This window comes from Amycolatopsis sp. NPDC034160 (genome assembly GCF_055575355.1).
On sequence record NZ_JBVISU010000002.1, the window covers coordinates 298,415 to 315,464 of the forward strand.

18 protein-coding genes and 1 tRNA gene are annotated in these 17,050 nt (G+C 67.3%); 15 read left to right on the forward strand and 4 right to left on the reverse strand.

All coding sequences use genetic code 11. The features are described from left to right. Nucleotides 1-37: 37 nt before the first annotated feature. From ACZ54P_RS06300 to ACZ54P_RS06310, 3 genes are read right to left on the reverse strand one after another with little or no spacing between them, the layout of a single operon-like run. Nucleotides 38-970, reverse strand: a complete 933-nt coding sequence (locus ACZ54P_RS06300) for an SGNH/GDSL hydrolase family protein (RefSeq protein WP_465460497.1) — start codon at nucleotides 968-970, stop codon at nucleotides 38-40. Nucleotides 971-998: 28 nt separating this feature from the next. Then, a complete protein-coding gene (locus ACZ54P_RS06305; protein WP_465460498.1) occupies nucleotides 999-1,895 on the reverse strand; it encodes a TIGR03619 family F420-dependent LLM class oxidoreductase in 897 nt (298 codons plus the stop codon). Beyond that, nucleotides 1,892-3,121: a pyridoxal phosphate-dependent aminotransferase gene (locus ACZ54P_RS06310; RefSeq protein WP_465460499.1), complete on the reverse strand. Its 1,230-nt coding sequence runs from the start codon at nucleotides 3,119-3,121 to the stop codon at nucleotides 1,892-1,894. Before ACZ54P_RS06310 ends, ACZ54P_RS06305 begins: the two co-directional genes overlap by 4 nt. A gap of 206 nt (nucleotides 3,122-3,327) precedes the next feature. On the opposite strand from ACZ54P_RS06310, the gene ACZ54P_RS06315 reads away from it, so the two are divergent. From ACZ54P_RS06315 to ACZ54P_RS06340, 6 genes are all read left to right on the forward strand, one after another. Beyond that, nucleotides 3,328-3,400 (forward strand) — tRNA-Trp (locus ACZ54P_RS06315). A gap of 27 nt (nucleotides 3,401-3,427) precedes the next feature. Then, entirely contained in the window at nucleotides 3,428-3,880 is a 453-nt protein-coding gene (gene secE / locus ACZ54P_RS06320) for a preprotein translocase subunit SecE (RefSeq protein ID WP_396556893.1), read from the forward strand. A gap of 77 nt (nucleotides 3,881-3,957) precedes the next feature. Next, on the forward strand, nucleotides 3,958-4,797 hold the full coding sequence (gene nusG / locus ACZ54P_RS06325; protein ID WP_465460500.1) for a transcription termination/antitermination protein NusG: 840 nt from the start codon (nucleotides 3,958-3,960) through the stop codon (nucleotides 4,795-4,797). Nucleotides 4,798-4,875: 78 nt separating this feature from the next. Continuing rightward, nucleotides 4,876-5,310 carry a 50S ribosomal protein L11 gene (gene rplK, locus ACZ54P_RS06330; RefSeq protein ID WP_076164368.1) on the forward strand — a complete coding sequence of 145 codons (435 nt, stop codon included), beginning with the start codon at nucleotides 4,876-4,878 and terminating at the stop codon, nucleotides 5,308-5,310. An 81-nt stretch (nucleotides 5,311-5,391) separates the two neighbouring features. Further along, the gene (gene rplA, locus ACZ54P_RS06335; RefSeq protein WP_061979985.1) at nucleotides 5,392-6,105 is read left to right on the forward strand and encodes a 50S ribosomal protein L1; all 714 of its coding nucleotides are present in this window, start codon (nucleotides 5,392-5,394) and stop codon (nucleotides 6,103-6,105) included. A 77-nt stretch (nucleotides 6,106-6,182) separates the two neighbouring features. Next, nucleotides 6,183-6,947: an alpha/beta fold hydrolase gene (locus ACZ54P_RS06340; RefSeq protein WP_465460501.1), complete on the forward strand. Its 765-nt coding sequence runs from the start codon at nucleotides 6,183-6,185 to the stop codon at nucleotides 6,945-6,947. An 87-nt stretch (nucleotides 6,948-7,034) separates the two neighbouring features. Here the strand turns inward: ACZ54P_RS06340 and ACZ54P_RS06345 are convergent, their stop codons facing one another. Beyond that, nucleotides 7,035-7,880: a hypothetical protein gene (locus ACZ54P_RS06345; RefSeq protein ID WP_465460502.1), complete on the reverse strand. Its 846-nt coding sequence runs from the start codon at nucleotides 7,878-7,880 to the stop codon at nucleotides 7,035-7,037. 327 nt (nucleotides 7,881-8,207) lie between these two features. Between ACZ54P_RS06345 and rplJ the strand changes: the two genes are divergently transcribed. The 9 genes from rplJ to ACZ54P_RS06390 all read left to right on the forward strand — a co-directional run bounded on the left by rplJ (nucleotide 8,208) and on the right by ACZ54P_RS06390 (nucleotide 17,050). After that, the gene (gene rplJ / locus ACZ54P_RS06350) at nucleotides 8,208-8,759 is read left to right on the forward strand and encodes a 50S ribosomal protein L10 (protein WP_061979982.1); all 552 of its coding nucleotides are present in this window, start codon (nucleotides 8,208-8,210) and stop codon (nucleotides 8,757-8,759) included. 48 nt (nucleotides 8,760-8,807) lie between these two features. Then, nucleotides 8,808-9,194 carry a 50S ribosomal protein L7/L12 gene (rplL, locus tag ACZ54P_RS06355; RefSeq protein ID WP_276366348.1) on the forward strand — a complete coding sequence of 129 codons (387 nt, stop codon included), beginning with the start codon at nucleotides 8,808-8,810 and terminating at the stop codon, nucleotides 9,192-9,194. Nucleotides 9,195-9,723: 529 nt separating this feature from the next. Then, on the forward strand, nucleotides 9,724-10,893 hold the full coding sequence (locus tag ACZ54P_RS06360) for an ABC transporter ATP-binding protein (protein ID WP_465460503.1): 1,170 nt from the start codon (nucleotides 9,724-9,726) through the stop codon (nucleotides 10,891-10,893). A gap of 38 nt (nucleotides 10,894-10,931) precedes the next feature. Beyond that, entirely contained in the window at nucleotides 10,932-11,684 is a 753-nt protein-coding gene (locus ACZ54P_RS06365; RefSeq protein WP_101612142.1) for an MlaE family ABC transporter permease, read from the forward strand. 3 nt (nucleotides 11,685-11,687) lie between these two features. After that, entirely contained in the window at nucleotides 11,688-12,524 is an 837-nt protein-coding gene (locus tag ACZ54P_RS06370) for an MlaE family ABC transporter permease (RefSeq protein WP_465460504.1), read from the forward strand. Continuing rightward, nucleotides 12,521-13,864: an MCE family protein gene (locus tag ACZ54P_RS06375; protein ID WP_465460505.1), complete on the forward strand. Its 1,344-nt coding sequence runs from the start codon at nucleotides 12,521-12,523 to the stop codon at nucleotides 13,862-13,864. Before ACZ54P_RS06370 ends, ACZ54P_RS06375 begins: the two co-directional genes overlap by 4 nt. After that, complete coding sequence (locus ACZ54P_RS06380) at nucleotides 13,861-14,892, forward strand: MCE family protein (protein WP_061979978.1); 1,032 nt, start codon at nucleotides 13,861-13,863, stop codon at nucleotides 14,890-14,892. The genes ACZ54P_RS06375 and ACZ54P_RS06380 overlap by 4 nt, the downstream gene beginning before the upstream one ends. Next, nucleotides 14,889-15,875: an MCE family protein gene (locus ACZ54P_RS06385; RefSeq protein WP_465460506.1), complete on the forward strand. Its 987-nt coding sequence runs from the start codon at nucleotides 14,889-14,891 to the stop codon at nucleotides 15,873-15,875. Before ACZ54P_RS06380 ends, ACZ54P_RS06385 begins: the two co-directional genes overlap by 4 nt. Continuing rightward, nucleotides 15,872-17,050: an MCE family protein gene (locus ACZ54P_RS06390; RefSeq protein ID WP_465460507.1), complete on the forward strand. Its 1,179-nt coding sequence runs from the start codon at nucleotides 15,872-15,874 to the stop codon at nucleotides 17,048-17,050. The genes ACZ54P_RS06385 and ACZ54P_RS06390 overlap by 4 nt, the downstream gene beginning before the upstream one ends.

Here is a 17,050-nt window from a genome sequence, read left to right on the forward strand (position 1 = left end):
GCGCCGCGAAGACGCTTCGCGAGCTTAAGAAAGGCTCCTACGCGAGCTTAAGCAGCTTCTCGATGACCTCCGCCATGCCTTCCTCGCCCCGCGCGTTCGGGTGCAGCGGCGCCGCGGGAACCGCGGGCGCCGGGCCCTCGACCCACCGCCGGTTCGCGGCACTGCACATGTCGCGCCCCTTGCTCGCGGTCGACATGTCGGCGAAGCCTGCTTCGTGCTTCTTCGCCGTCTCCTGCAGCGCGGTGTTCAGCCGCGCGAGCGAGCCGCGGAAATAGGCCATGTCTCCGGCTCCGACCGGCAACACCGGCCAGCAAGCGCCATCATCGTCCGGAAGCACGGTCGGGTATCCGACGACCACGATGCGCGCTTCGGGCGCCTTCGCGCGGATCTGGTCCAGAATCCCGCCCAACCGGTCCATCGCGGTGGTGATCCGTTCGACGAGTTGGTCGCGTCCACGCGCGGTTAGCTGCGTCTTGCAGGGCGAAGCGGTCTGCTGCTGCGTCGCGCACTGGCTCGCGAAGCCGACGAAGCCCACGTCGTTGCCGCCGATACCGACGGTCACCAGCGTCGTGTCGCCGTTGATCGCGTCGAGTTGCGGAGCGTTCGTGCCGTCGCGGGTCTTCTGTGCGCCGGTGAGGTGTTCGGTCGTGGCGCCACCGCAGCTGACGTCGACGAACTCGGCCGGCCGCAGCTTCGCGGCGAGCAGGCTCGGATAGTTGTTGTCCGACCGGTCGCAGCCGGCGGGTGCGCCCACGGGTCGTCCGGTGCCCGGCGACGCCGTGTAGGAGTCACCCAGAGCGACGTACCGGCCCGTGCCATCCGAGGTGGTGACCCCCGCTGGTGTCACCGAGGTTCCGCGCTCCCACAGGTGGTAAGCGATCCCCAGAACCGACAGCACGATCACCAGGAACAGGCAGCCACCACCAGTTCTCCGCTGCGTCACCCATTCGTTGTACGCGACCAAGGTCACTTTTGTCATCGGACTTAAGGCCGATGATTCAGTCGTCCGGGATCAGACCGCGCAGCTCCGCGGCGAGGTCGAGCGCGTGGGTGACGTCCCGCGCGAAGTAATGCGGGTCGACGAACGCCTCGGCGACCCCGGTTTCGGCGGCCGCGTCCAACTGCTCGGCGACGTCCTCGAGGTCGGTGCCGGGTTTCGGATTGATCCGCAGCACCCGCCGCAGCGTGCCGGGGTCGCGGCCGGCCTTCTCCGCCGCGCTCGCCACGGTCTCCCAGAGCTTCGCGAGGTGGGGCGCGGGCAGCCCGGCAGGCAGCCAGCCGTCCGCGCGGCGGCCGACACGGTCCAGTGCCGCCGCGGACAATCCGCCGAGCAACACGGGCGGATGCGGCCGCTGCACCGGCCGCAGCCCGACCTTCGACGCCGGGATCCGCCAGCGTTCGCCTTCGTGCTCCACCGGGTCGCCGGTCCAGAACTCCCGAAGGACGTCGAGAAGCTCCTCCAGTTGCCTCCCGCGGCCCTTCCAGGGCGTGCCGGTCGCGGTGTACTCGTCGCGGAGCCAGCCGGTGCCCAGACCGACATCCAGACGGCCACCGCTCACCTGATCCAGCGAAGTGAGCATTCGGGCGAGCAGAACGGCCGGATACACCGTTCCGGTGAGGGTGCTCGTCCCGAGCCGGACCTTCTTCGTGACGCTCGCGGCCACCGTCAGCAGGATCAGCGGATCGGCGAAGGTGACGAATTCGGGCGGGTACGGCCGTTCCGGCGTGCCACCGGGGTAGAAGTCCGACGGCGAGACCGGGGCCAGCACCCGGTCTCCGACCCACAAGGACGCGTAGCCGAGTTCCTCGGCGGCCGTCGCGAAACCTGCGACGGCGTCCATCCTCGCGAGAGGACCGTACTGCGGAAGGGCGATTCCCAGGCGCATCACCGTCACCGTGCTTCCGCGAGCAGCCGGCCCATCCTGGTGATGCCCTCGGCGAGATCGTTTTCGGCCAGCGCATAGGAAATCCGGAAGTAGCCGGGCGTCCCGAACGCCTCCCCGGGCACCACGGCGACCTCGGCCTCGCGCAGGATCAGATCGGCCAGCGCCGCCGTGTCCGTCGGCCGCTCACCGCGGATTTCCATGCCCAGTAAGGCTTTCATCGACGGGTATAGGTAAAAGGCGCCGAGTGGCGCGGGAGTCTCGACCCCCGGGATCTCGGAAAGCAGCGAAAGTGCCGTCTTGCGCCGTGAATCGAACGCTCCGCGCATCGAGTGAACGGCGTCGAGCGGACCGCTCACCGCCGCCAGCGCGGCCCGCTGCGCGACGTTCGAAACGTTGCCGCACAAGTGCGACTGGTACGCCGTCGCAGCCTTGACCACGTCCTGCGGGCCGAGTAGCCAGCCCACGCGCCAGCCGGTCATCGAATACGTCTTCGCGACGCCGTTGAGGACGACAGTCCGGTCAGCGAGTTCCGGGACCACGACTGGCATCGAGGGCGCTTCGGCGCCGTCGTAGACCAGGTGCTCGTAGATCTCGTCAGTGACGACCCAGAGGCCGTTCTCGTACGCCCAGCGTCCGATCGACTCGACCTGCTCACGCGGGTACACGGCGCCTGTCGGGTTCGACGGCGAGACGAACAGCAGCACCTTCGTGCGTGGCGTCCTGGCGGCTTCGAGCTGCTCGACGGTGACCAGATATCCCGTCGTCTCGTCCGCCGTGACCGGCACTCCGACGCCGCCGGCGAGGGCGATCGACTCCGGATACGTCGTCCAGTACGGCGCGGGGACCAGTACCTCGTCGCCCGGGTCGAGCAAAGTCGCGAACGCGGAGTAGACCGCCTGCTTGCCGCCGTTGGTCACCAGGACGCGGCCAGGGTCGACGTCGAACCCGGAGTCGCGGAGGGTCTTCGCCGCGATCGCCTCGCGAAGCTCCGGCAGCCCGCCCGCGGCGGTGTAGCCGTGGTTCACCCTGTCCCGGACGGCCGCTTCGGCGGCATCCAGCACGTTGGCCGGGGTGGGGAAGTCCGGCTGCCCCGCCCCGAACCCGATCACCGGACGGCCCTGCGCCTTGAGCTCCCGGGCCTTCGCGTCGACCGCCAGCGTGGCCGATGGCGTGATGCCGCCGATGCGGGCCGAGACGCGGGACGCCGGGGAAAGCGAGGGTGCGGGAGCGCTCATGGCGACATCGTGGCACGATCATGGGGTCGGCCGTGGGGGAGTTTCCTCGCGGAAGGCTGCTCCGCGACGCTTTGAGGGGCGCGGTTGCGAAGCTGTTCGGGGGTTGCCGTAGACTTCTGGTCTCGGAACGCACTACGGTCATCCCCGCCACGGCGGTGGGGACGATGGAATGCGTCCTCGGGAGCCCCAGAGCATCGGGGATCCAAAGGGGTGTAGCTCAATTGGCAGAGCAGCGGTCTCCAAAACCGCAGGTTGCAGGTTCAAGTCCTGTCACCCCTGCGTAAACGAACTGGTGAAGGCGGAGGAGTGGTCGTGAGCGACAGCGACGCCAGCGGTGAGAAGGCGCAGGACGGCGCCGGGCGGAAGCCCGACGAACAGTCCCGCCCGGTGACCGCCGCTGCCCGGCGTGAGCGCCGTGCGTCCGCGCGCCCGTCCGGCAAGTCCGACGCCAAGTCGGATGACAAGACCCGCCCCGCCGGCAAGGCGAAGGCCGGGGACAAGACCGAAAAATCCAAGGACGCCAAAGGCACGGCGACTCCGAAGCGCGACCGCAAGCCGAAGCAGGCGTCGATCTTCGCCCGGCTGATGCGTTTCATCCGCGAAGTCTGGGCCGAGCTGCGCAAGGTCATCTGGCCGAACCGCAAGCAGATGGTCACCTACACCGCGGTGGTGCTGGTCTTCGTGGTGTTCATGGTGGCGCTGGTGAGCGGCCTCGACCTGGCCTTCAAAGAGGTCGTCGGTGCCGTCTTCGGCAGCTGAGGCAGCCGGTCGCGGGGCTTGAACGCGCCGCACGCCTGCCTTGCGCCACGGCAACCGATCAACTGAGAGGACGGAACGTGACCTCCGACAACGGCACAGCAGCCGGTCATGAGCTGACCGAGCTTTCCGACGAGCAGGTGCACTCGGCACTCGGCGACGAGCAGTCCGAGCACCTGGACTCCGTCGAGGTGCCTGCCGCAGGCGACGAGGTCGACGAAGCCGGAGATGTCGCGGAGGCCGAAGAGGCGTCCGACGAGACCGACGACACCGCAGCTGAGGCCGAGCCCGCCGAGGAACTCGACCCGGTCGCGAAGCTGCGCGCGGAACTCAACGCCGCTCCCGGTGAGTGGTACGTCGTGCATTCGTACGCGGGCTACGAGAACAAGGTGAAGACCAACCTCGAGACCCGTACCCAGACGCTGGACGTCGAGGACTACATCTTCCAGATCGAGGTCCCGACCGAAGAGGTCACCGAGATCAAGAACGGCCAGCGCAAGCAGGTGCAGCGCAAGGTGCTGCCCGGCTACATCCTGGTCCGGATGGACCTGAACGACGCCTCGTGGAGCGCGGTGCGCAACACGCCGGGTGTCACCGGGTTCGTCGGCGCCACTTCGCGCCCGTCGCCGCTGACCGTGGAAGAGGTGCTGAAGTTCCTCGCACCCAAGGTCGAAGCCGCGGCACCCGCCAAGTCCGGCAAGGGCGAGGCTGCTTCGTCCGAGTCGCAGCTGGGCGGCCCCGCGGTCGAGGTCGACTTCGAGATCGGCGAGTCGGTCACCGTCATGGACGGCCCGTTCGCGACGCTGCCCGCGACGATCTCCGAGGTCAACGTGGACGGGCAGAAGCTGAAGGTCCTGGTGTCGATCTTCGGCCGGGAGACCCCGGTCGAGCTGTCGTTCAACCAGGTCTCCAAGATCTGACGGCCGCCAGACGGCCGGCAGTCCCCGCGTACTGGCAGGTGTGCGGGGGACTCAAGTCAGTAAGAAGGAACAAACGAAATGCCACCCAAGAAGAAGAAGCTTGCGGCGATCATCAAGCTGCAGATCAAGGCGGGTGCGGCCAACCCCGCGCCGCCGGTCGGCCCCGCGCTGGGTCAGCACGGCGTCAACATCATGGAGTTCTGCAAGGCCTACAACGCCGCGACCGAGTCGCAGCGCGGGGACGTCGTCCCGGTCGAGATCTCCGTGTACGAAGACCGCTCGTTCGACTTCAAGCTCAAGACGCCGCCGGCCGCGAAGCTGCTGCTGAAGGCCGCGGGCGTGGAGAAGGGCTCCGGCGAGCCGCACAAGACCAAGGTCGCCAAGGTCACCTGGGACCAGGTCCGCGACATCGCGAAGACCAAGGAATCCGACCTGAACGCGCACGACGTCGACCAGGCCGCGAAGATCATCGCCGGCACCGCCCGCTCGATGGGCATCACGGTCGTCGACTGAGCTTCACCCCGCACCACCGTGGGAGAGCCAGGGCTGGCTCCAACACCACACTGATCCGTTGAAGAGTTAAGGACAGAAGTAATGCCCAAGCACAGCAAGGCCTACCGTCAGGCTCTTGAGCTGGTGGACCGCGAGCGGCTCTACGCCCCGCTCGAGGCCGCGAAGCTGGCCAAGGAGACCTCCAAGTCGAAGATGGACGCCACCGTCGAGGTCGCCATGCGCCTCGGTGTCGATCCTCGTAAGGCCGACCAGATGGTCCGCGGCACCGTGAACCTGCCGCACGGCACCGGTAAGACCGCTCGCGTCATCGTTTTCGCCGTTGGTGACAAGGCCGCCGAGGCCGAAGCCGCCGGCGCCGACGCGGTCGGCACCGACGAACTGATCGAGCGCATCCAGGGTGGCTGGCTCGACTTCGACGCCGCGATCGCGACGCCGGACCAGATGGCGAAGGTCGGGCGTATCGCCCGCATCCTCGGCCCGCGTGGCCTCATGCCGAACCCGAAGACCGGCACCGTGACCCCCGCGGTCGCGAAGGCCGTCTCGGACATCAAGGGCGGTAAGATCAACTTCCGCGTCGACAAGCAGGCCAACCTGCACTTCGTGATCGGCAAGGTCTCGTTCGACACCGAGAAGCTGGTGGAGAACTACGCGGCCGCGCTGGACGAGGTCCTGCGGGCCAAGCCGTCCTCGGCGAAGGGCCGTTACCTGCGGAAGGTCGTCGTCTCCACGACGATGGGCCCGGGTATCCCGGTCGACCCCGCCCGCACTCGCAACCTCCTTTCCGAGGACGCGTAACGCTGAGTCGTACATCACTGACAAAGGGGCGGTCCCGCTACAGCGGGGCCGCCCCTTTGTCGTGTTTGCTGGAGGGCATGCCTACCTTCGCGTCGTTCGACGGGCTCCAGCTGAGCTACACCGTGTGGGAGGGCGAAGGGCGCCCGGTGCTGCTTCAGCACGGTTTCGCGGCCGACACGAACGCCAACTGGATCGCACCCGGCGTCGTCGCCACCCTGCAGCAGGCGGGACTGACCGTGATCGCCCTGGACGCGCGCGGGCACGGCCGGTCGGCGAAGCCGCACGATGAGGCGAGCTACGGCGGCGACGCGATGGTCCGCGACGTGTCCACGTTGCTCGACGTACTGGGCCTCGAAGAGGTGTCGATGGTCGGCTACTCGATGGGCGCGATGATCGCGCTCGGCGCGGTGGCCGCCGACCCGCGGATCCGCTGCCTCGCGATCGGCGGGGTCGGCTCGGGAATCGTCGACTTCGGCGGCGTGGACACCCGAGTCGTCACGCCGGAAGCGATCAGCGAGGCACTCCTCGCTCCGGACCCTTCGACGCTTCCGCCGTCTTCAGCGCCTTTCAGGGCTCTGGCCGACGCACTCCGCGCGGACCGCGTCGCTCTGGCGGCCGTCGCGCGCGGGACCGCGAACCCGAAACTGGACCTGACGGCGATCGCCGTCCCGACCTTGGTCCTGGCGGGAGACAACGATCCGCTGGCCGCCGAACCGGAACGACTGGCCGCCGCCATCGCGGGCGCCCGCCTCGTCCGCGTCCCCGGCGATCACATGACCGCCGTCATGCACCCCGGCTTCGGCTCCGCCCTCGCCGGCTTCCTGACCTCGCACGACCTCTGACCCGTGTCGCCTTTAGCGGGCTAAACGCGATCAGGCGCGCACTTGCGTTTCGCCCCCTAATCGCGATCTGAGGGGAACAAGCCCAGGTCAGTTGCCGGTCGGGGGAGCAGGGCAGGGCTCGGGGGAGTTCGCGTGCCCGATGATCAGCCACTGACCCATCTCGACTTCCTGCAGGGTGAAGCTACCCAGCAGGGGCCCTCCGCGGATGTTGTACCAGCACGAGTGGATCGTCAGGTTCTGCCGCGGGACCACGCTCGACATCGGGCGTACCGCGTAGATGTACGGCGTGATGTCGGTGACCTTGGCGTTCAAGGCCGGGACGGCGGTGGCGCAGTCCGGGTAACCGAGGTCGCGGGCGAACTGGGCCTGCGCCTGTTCGCTCATCGACAGGCAGACTTTCTCCACCCGGGTGGCGGGCGGGTACGGCTTGCCGATCGTGTCGTAGATGGCCCGCACGGCCTCCCACGGGTTGGTCGACAGCACCTGGTTGGTGTGGTGCTTGCCGCCACCGCCCTGCACGAACGTCGCCGTGTCCTGTCCCGCGTCGCTGGGGAAGATCTGCCGGTAGGCGATGGTGGCCCCGATGCAGATCAGCAGGATCACGATCACCCACGCGAGCAGCTTTCCGCCCAGGCGTCGCAGCCACCGCGGCATGCGCGGTCGAGGAGCAGGGACGAGCTCGCCGGGCGGCGGCCCCGGAGGCGCAGGCGGTTGGCCACCGTAGTGCTGGGCCACGGGCTGCGCGGGCTGCGAAGGCACCAGGCCCTGCTGCTGTGCCTCGGTGAATTTCAGATAGTCCTGGAACTGCTGAAACTGCTGGAACTGGCGCAGTTGCTCCTCGTCCAGCCGAGGCGCGGGCTGACCTCCCGCCTTGGGCTCGATGTCCGTGCCGGGCTCGTTGCCCGGCTTTCCGTCATCACGCTGCTCCGCCACGTCACCATGATGCCCCGCGAGCCCTCCTGTGCACTCCGCCGGTCGCGTTTAGCCCGCTAAAGGCGACTTCAGAGGGGGTGCGTCGAGGGGTGAAAAGGGGTCACGTATTCTTGTCAAGGTTCTACCGAAGACCGCTGGTCTTCTCCGGTCATCTGGCCTGGAGAACGAAGGCCCCGCTAGGGCGGGCGACCCGCGCAGGAGGAACGAGGCTCGCCCGCGACGCATTCCGTCGCGTGCCCTGACGCCCCGCGCCTGTCTGCGCTGGGGCGTTTCGTCGTTTCAGGGCTCTCAAGGCCAGTGGATCACTAGCCAAGAGAGGAGGCGACCATGGCGAAGCCCGACAAGGAGGCGGCCGTCGCCGAGATCGCGGAGAGCTTCCGCAGCAGCTCGGCCACAGTCGTTACCCAGTACACCGGCCTCTCCGTGTCCCAGCTGTCCCAGCTGCGCCGCGCTCTCGGCACCAGTGCCAAGTACCGGGTCGCGAAGAACACCCTCGTCAAGCGTGCCGCCACGGACGCCGGTATCGAGGGCCTTGAAGACCTGTTCGTCGGCCCGACCGCCATCGCCTTCGTCGAAGGTGAAGCTGTTGACGCCGCGAAGGCGCTTCGCGACTTCGCGAAGGACAACAACGCGCTTGTGATCAAGGGCGGCTTCATGGACGGCAAGACGCTGTCCGTGGACGAGATCAACCAGATCGCCGATCTCGACAGCCGTGAGGTCCTGCTCGCCAAGGCGGCGGGCGCGTTCAAGGCGAAGCTGTCCCAGGCCGCCGCGCTGTTCCAGGCGCCGGCGTCCCAGGTCGCTCGCCTGGCTGCCGCGCTGGAGGACAAGCAGCGCAACGCCGGTACCGAAGCAGCCGAAGCACCCGCCGAGAGCTGAACACCCCCCACCCCGAACTTTTAGTTCGTTTCAGAGAGGAAAGCCACCATGGCGAAGCTGAGCACCACCGAGCTGATCGACGCCTTCAAGGAGCTCACCCTTCTTGAGCTGTCCGAGTTCGTCAAGGAATTCGAGACCACCTTCGACGTGACCGCGGCCGCCCCGGCTGCCGTCGTCGCCGCCGCCCCGGGTGCCGCCCCGGCCGCGGCCGCCGAGGAGCAGGACGAGTTCGACGTCGTCCTCGAGTCGGCCGGCGAGAAGAAGATCCAGGTCATCAAGGTCGTCCGTGAGGTCGTCTCGGGCCTGGGCCTGAAGGAGGCCAAGGAGCTGGTCGAGGCCGCTCCCAAGGCCCTCCTGGAGAAGGTCGACAAGGAGGCCGCCGAGGCCGCCAAGGAGAAGCTCGAGGCTGCTGGCGCCAAGATCACCATCAAGTGATCCCGGGCGCGTCAGCGCCTGTCGCAGCACCGCCGAAGGGGCGGGCATCCACTACGGATGCCCGCCCCTTCGCTTTGGTCACCCCCGCCCCCGTGTCGACTTTCGCCCCCTGATCGCGACGCGTAGCCACGCTAAGTACCTGAGCGCGCCCTGGGCACCGGATCGCGTTTAGCCCGCTAAACGCGATCCGGGCGCGGCGCTCGGCGGCTGGGAGCGGTACCCCGCTGACCTGCGTTTAGCCCCCTAATCGCGACGCGCGCAGCGCTCCGACCTGGGCGCCGGACCGAGTTGATCTGCGAGCGAGGGTGACGTGCACTACGGTGCTGCCAGCGGTGCACGGGCCGACAGCGGGCTGCGCGAAAAGTTACCCGCGGGTCTGGCCAGAAAAGAAAACTGGTGAGTAACCTGTTCGCACTCAGCTCGTTGCACCTGGTTGACGCGGGTATCGCTGCGCGGACGCGTTCGCTCTCTCGAGCCAGTGGCACGGGAAGGCAGTGCGCGACGACGCGGAACAGCTCCTGGAGGTGCGATGGGTGCCGAGGTGGTCATCGAAGGTCTTTCGAAGTCCTTCGGTAAGCAGGCCATCTGGCGGGACGTCACGCTGACCCTGCCTCCGGGCGAGGTCTCGGCGATGCTCGGTCCGTCCGGAACCGGTAAGTCCGTCTTTCTGAAGTCGATGATCGGTCTGCTCAAGCCGGATCGCGGCCGGTGCATGATCAACGGCGTCGACATCGTGACGTGCTCCGAACACCAGCTTTACGAGGTGCGCAAGCTCTTCGGCGTCCTCTTCCAGGACGGCGCGCTGTTCGGCTCGATGAACCTCTACGACAACGTGGCCTTCCCCCTGCGGGAGCACACGAAGAAGTCGGAGACCGAGGTCCGCCGGATCGTTCTCGAGAAGCTCGAGATGACCGGTCTCAACGGCGCCGACAAGAAGCTGCCCGGCGAGATCTCCGGTGGTATGCGCAAGCGCGCTGGTCTCGCCCGCGCCCTGGTGCTCGACCCGCAGATCATCCTGGTCGACGAGCCGGACTCGGGCCTCGACCCGGTCCGCACCACCTACATCTCCCAGCTCTTTCTCGACGTCAACGCACAGATCGACGCGACGTTCCTGATCGTCACGCACAACATCAACCTCGCCCGCACCGTGCCGGACAACCTGGGCATGCTGTTCCGCAAGGAACTGGTCATGTTCGGCCCGCGCGAGGTGCTGCTGACCAGCGAGGAGCCGGTCGTCAAGCAGTTCCTCAACGGCAAGATGGACGGCCCCATCGGCATGAGCGAGGAGAAGGACTCGGCCCAGCTCGCCGCGGAGCGCGCCATGTTCGAGGCCGGTCACCACGCGGGCGGTGTCGAGGACGTCTCCGGGGTGCCACCGCAGATGCAGCCGACGCCCGGGGTGCCGACGCGGATGGGTGCGATCCGCCGCAAGGACCGGGTCATGCAGATTCTGCACGGCCTCCCGCACGAGGCCCAGCAGAGCATCATCGAGTCGCTTTCCCCGGAGGAGCAGCAGCGCTACGGGGTCCGCCCGCAGCGACTCGCCGCCGCCGGACACCGGTCGCCGCAGAACGACGGCTCGATGCCGAACCACCACCAGGGGCAGCTGCCCGACGATCAGGTCGCCCACATCCCGCATCCGGGGAGACCGGGCAACCACCGCTTGCGGCCACATGATCCGGGGTCAGGTGGCGCGTGAGCTCTTCCGCTTCATCGGCGAAGATCCCCGGGATCGGCATGTTGCGCGAGACCGGGAACCTGTTCGCTCTCGGCCTCGACATCGTTCGTGGCATCTTCCAGCGCCCGTTCCAGCTGCGGGAGTTCATCCAGCAGGCCTGGTTCATCGCCAGCGTCACGATCCTCCCGACGGCGCTCGTCGCGATCCCGTTCGGCGCGGTCATCTCGCTGCAGTTCGGTTCCCTCGCCCGCCAGCTCGGCGCCCAGTCCTACACGGGCGCCGGGTCGGTGCTCGCCACCGTGCAGCAGGCCAGCCCGCTGGTCACCGCGCTGCTGGTCGCGGGTGCCGGCGGTAGTGCCGTCTGCGCCGACATCGGTGCGCGGACGATCCGTGAAGAGATCGACGCTATGGAGGTGCTGGGCGTCTCCGCGGTGCAGCGCCTGATCGTGCCGCGCGTGCTCGCGATGATGCTGGTGGCGCTCCTGCTCAACGGCATGGTCAGCGTCATCGGCGTGCTCGGCGGCTACTTCTTCAACGTCGTCCTCCAGGGCGGGACGCCGGGCGCGTACCTGGCGAGTTTCTCCGCGCTGGCCCAATTACCCGACCTCTGGGTCGGCGAACTGAAGGCGCTGATCTTCGGCTTCATCGCCGCTGTCGTCGCCTCCTACCGGGGACTGAACCCGTCCGGCGGCCCGAAGGGCGTCGGCGACGCGGTGAACCAGGCGGTCGTCATCACGTTCCTCATGCTGTTCGTGGTGAACTTCGTGATCACGCTGATCTACCTGCAGATCGTGCCCGGAAAGCTGGACTGACGCATGACTTTTCTCCAGGGCGCCAAGCGGATCGCCAACCGTCCATTGCAGACTCTGGACACCCTCGGTGACCAGATGTCGTTCTACGGCCGCGCGTTGCTGTGGACGCCGCGGACGTTGCGCCGCTACATGAAAGAGGTCCTGCGGCTGCTGGCCGAGGTGAGCTTCGGTTCCGGCTCGCTCGCGGTCATCGGCGGCACGGTCGGCGTGATGGTCGGCCTGACCCTGTTCACCGGTGTGCTCGTGGGTCTGCAGGGCTACTCGGCGCTGAACTCGATCGGCACTTCGGCCTTCACCGGCTTCCTCACCGCGTTCTTCAACACCCGCGAGATCGCGCCGCTGGTCGCGGGTCTCGCGCTTTCCGCGACGGTCGGTGCCGGGTTCACCGCGCAGCTGGGCGCGATGCGGATCTCGGAGGAGATCGACGCGCTCGAGGTGATGGGCGTCCCGAGCTTGCCGTACCTGGTGACCACGCGGATCATCGCCGGTTTCGTCGCGGTCATCCCGCTGTACGTCATCGGTTTGCTGAGTTCGTATCTCGCGTCCCGGTTGGTCGTTATCTACATCTACAACCAGTCAGCGGGTACCTACGACCATTACTTCGACCTGTTCCTACCTCCACAGGATGTGTTGTATTCGTTCATCAAGGTGCTGTTGTTCAGCGTCTTGATCATCCTGTCCCATTGTTATTTCGGTTACCGGGCCTCCGGTGGCCCCGCCGGTGTCGGCGTGGCGGTCGGTAAGGCGGTCCGGCTGAGCATCGTCACGGTGTCCATCATGAACTTCTTCATCGGTTTCGCGATCTGGGGAACCGACGTCACGGTGAGGATCGCAGGATGATCGCGACACTGCGGCGCAGGCTGTTGGGTCTGCTTTTGGTCGCCGTGATCGTCGGCGGCGTGGCGCTGAGTATCGCGCTGTACGAAAAGGCGTTCACGCCGGTGGTGAGCGTGAAGCTCCAATCGGACAGCATCGGGAACCAGCTGCTGAAACAGTCCGACGTGAAGGTGCGCGGTCTCATCGTGGGTTCGGTGCAGGACATCGCCGCGACGCCGGACGGTGCCGAACTCACGCTCGCGCTGAAGCCGGAATCGGCGAAACTGATTCCGCAGAACGTTTCGGCGCGGTTCCTGCCGAAGACGTTGTTCGGTGAGCGGTTCGTCTCCCTCGAAATCCCGGACGCGCCGTCGGCGAAGACGATCAGCGAAGGTGACGTGATCACCCAGGACCGCACGTCCAGCGCGGTCGAGCTGGAGCAGGCCTTCGCTCACCTCATGCCGGTCCTGCAGGCGGTTCAGCCGCAGAAGCTGTCGAGCACGCTTTCGGCGATCTCGACCGCGCTCAACGGCCGCGGCGATCAGCTCGGTGACACTCTCGCGCAGCTCGGCAGCTACGTCGGCGAGCTGAACCCGCACGAGCCCCAGCTCCAGCAGAACCTCAAGGAGCTCGCGAAGTTCTCGGACAACCTCAACGCCGTCGCCCCGGATTTGGTGCAGACGCTGGACAACCTGAGTACCACGACGCGCACCATCGTGGACCAGAAGCTGAACCTGGCGAATCTCTACGGCAGCGTCACGCAGGCCTCGGTGGACCTGCAGACCTTCCTGCGGAACAACGCCGACAACCTGATCCGCCTCGCCGACACGGCCCGCCCGACGGCGGAGCTGCTGGCGAAGTACTCGCCGGAGTACCCGTGCGTGATCGGGCAGATGGCCGACAACCTGCCGAAGATCGACAAGGCCCTCGGCAAGGGCACGAACCGGCCCGGTCTGCACGCGACCATCGAGGTCACCGTCAACCGCGGTCCGTACCTGCCGGGCAAGGACGAGCCGAGGTTCGAGGACAAACGCGGTCCGCGCTGCTACGACCTGAAGCAGTTCCCGGACCCGTTCCCGCAGTATCCGCCGGACGGTCCGATCAAGGACGGCAGCACGGTCAAACCGCCTGCCCGCTCGGCCAACGACGGTCTCTCGCCGTCCAACGGCTTCGCGAACTATGGCGGCTACAACGGCAACGGTGGCGGCGCGCCCGCGGGTAACCCGTCGTACAGCGCCTCGGAGTCCGGCTTCCTCGCGCAGCTGGTCGCTCCGCAGGTCGGCATGGCCGCTTCGGACGTGCCTGGCTGGGGCTCGCTGCTCGTCGGTCCGCTCTACCGCGGGGCGGAGGTGCGTTTCCAGTGAGGGGTCTGCTCGCACCGCTGATCAAGCTCTGTGTCTTCGTCGTGGTCACCGTGCTGTTCACGACGATCCTCGGGATCAGCATCGCCAACATCAACACCACCAGCACGAACGCCTACAAGGCGCGGTTCAGCGACGCGACCTTGTTGCTGCCCAACGACGACGTCCGCATCGCGGGTGTCAGGGTCGGGCAGGTCAAGGACGTCCGCATCGTCGATCGGCGCCAGGCCGAGGTCGAGTTCGAAGTGGACGCCGGCCGCAAGCTGCCCGCCGGGGTGACCGCGCAGATCAAGTTCCGGAACCTGGTCGGCCAGCGCTACGTCTCGCTCGGGCAGGGCACCGACTCCTCCGGCAAGACCCTGGAGCCCGGCGGCAATATCCCGCTCGAGCGGACCACGCCCGCGCTCGACCTGACGCAGCTGTTCAACGGGTTCAAGCCGCTGTTCACCGCGCTCAACCCGGACGACATCAACAAGCTGTCCTACGAGGTCATCCAGGTCCTGCAGGGCGAAGGCGGCACGATCGAAAGCCTGCTGAAGCACACCGCGTCGCTGGCGACCACGATCTCCGACAAGGACCAGGTGATCGGTGAGGTCATCGACAACCTGAACTCGGTGCTCGACACGGTCAACGCGCATACGCCGCAGCTGAACGACCTGATCGTCAAACTGCAGCAGCTGGTCTCCGGGCTGGCCGCGGACCGCGAGCCGATCGGTGACGCCATCGACTCGCTCGGCACCCTCGCGCAGACGACGTCCGGCCTGCTCGGTGAGGCCCGTGAGCCGCTGAAGCAGGACATCGCCGCGCTCGGCACGCTGTCGAAGAACCTCAACGACAGCCAGCCGATCGTCGAGCACTTCATCCAGTTCCTGCCGCAGAAGGTGACGGCGCTGACCCGCACCGCCGACTACGGCTCCTGGTTCAACTTCTTCGCCTGTGAAATGACAGGAGCCGTCGCCCTGCCTCCGCTGATCAACGAACCGATCAACCTGCCGCTGCTGCCGGTGAACCGGGCGAGGTGCACGGCATGAAGTCGTTCCAGAAACGCAATCCGGTCCCGATCGCGCTGGTCGGCATCTCGGTGCTGCTGCTCGGTTTCCTCGCCGCGCTCAACTCCGACGACCTGCCGGTGATCGGCGGCGGGACGACCTACAGCGCGGAGTTCTCCGAGACCTCGGGTCTGCAGGAGGACAACGACGTCCGCGTCGCCGGCGTGAAGGTCGGCAAGGTCTCCGAAATCAAGCTCGACGGCGACAAGGTCCGGATCTCCTTCAAGGTCAAGGACGCCTGGCTCGGCGACAAGACCAGCGCGGCGATCAAGATCAAGACCGTGCTCGGCCAGAAGTACCTGGCGCTCGACCCGCAAGGGCAGCGCACGCTCGACCCGAGCGCGACCATCCCGCGTGAGCGCACGATGTCGCCGTTCGACGTCCTCGACGCCTTCCGCGGGCTTTCGCAGACGGTCGACAACATCGACACCGCCCAGCTGGCCAAGAGCTTCGACGTCATCTCGGAGACCTTCGCCGACACCCCGGCCGACGTGAAGGGCGCCCTCACCGGCCTTTCGCGCCTCTCGGACACGATCGCTTCACGGGACTCGCAGTTGGCGAACCTGCTCGCCAACACGCGGCAGGTCTCGCAGACGCTCGTCGACCGCGACGCCGAGTTCCAGAAGCTCCTGGCCGACGGCAACAAGCTGCTCGGCGAGGTGTCCCGCCGCAAGGAGGCGATCTCCGCGCTGCTGGACGGTTCGCGCAACCTCGCCACCCAGCTCAAGGGCCTGGTCGACGACAACGACGCGCAACTCGACCCGGTGCTCACCCAGCTCGACCAGCTGACCTCGATGCTGCAGCGCAACCAGGACGCCCTCGGCCAGGGCATCGCGCGGTTCGCGCCGTTCATCCGGGTGTTCACCAACACCATCGGCAACGGCCGCTGGTTCGACAACTACATCTGCGGACTGGTCCTGCCGTCGTTCGGCCCGATCAACGACAAGGGGTGCTACGAGAAATGAGTACCCGTCTCGGAGACAGCCTCGCCCGCGGCCTCACCATCGCGATCGTGCTCGCGCTGGTGGTCGCCGGAGCGCTGTGGTGGACGCTCAAGGACGCCGGCCGCAACCACCTGACCGCCTACTTCGCCGGTACCGTCGGGCTGTACGAGGGCAACAGCGTCCGGATGCTCGGCGTCGACATGGGCACGGTCACCAGGATCCAGCCGATGGGCAACCAGGTCCGCGTCGAACTCGAATACGACCGTTCGGTGGCGGTGCCCGCGGACGCGAAGGCGATCATCGTGTCACCATCGCTGGTCAGCGACCGCTACGTGCAGCTGGCCCCGGCCTACAAGGGCGGCCCGCGCATCGACGACGGCGCCGTCATCGGCCTCGACCGCACCGAGGTCCCGCTGGAGGTCGACGAACTCGCCGCCAGCCTCTCGCGGGTCAGCAAGTCGCTCGGCCCCAACGGCGCCAACAAGAACGGTTCGCTGTCGAACCTGCTCGACACCGCCGCGAAGAACTTCGACGGCAACGGGCAGGCGCTGCACGACACGATCACCAAACTGGGCCAGGCGGCGGGCACGTTGTCCGGCAACTCCGGCGACCTGTTCAAAACTGTCGAGAACCTCGGCTCCTTCTCGCAGACGCTGGTGAACAGCGACAAGCAGGTCCGCGACTTCGAGCGGCAGCTCGCCGACGTCAGCGGTTTCCTCGCGGGGGAGCGGGAAAACCTCGCGGCCACGGTGAAGCAGCTGTCCGACACGCTCACCGCGGTGCAGGCGTTCATCGAGAAGAACCGCGACCGGCTCAAGTCCAATGTGGACAAGCTGGCCAGTGTGACCAAGGTGCTCGTCGACCAGCGCGGCGCGCTCGCCGAGATCCTCGACGTCGCCCCGGTCGGGCTCGGAAACCTGGTCAACACCTACAACGCGTCGTCGGGCACGCTCGACGCGCGGGCCAACCTCAACGAGCTCACCCAGCCGCCGCTGGTGATGGTGTGCAACCTGCTCAAGCAGACCCCGGACGCGCTCGACGCGCTCGGTGACGCGTGCAAGGGGATCGCCGGACTGGTCGACGGGCTGGTGCCGCTGCCGTCGATCGCGCAGGTGATCCAGTCGTCGCAGGCGGGCCAGTTGCCGCCGCTTCCGCTCCCCATCGCCGGCCAGCTCTACGGAACGGCGGCGAAGTGA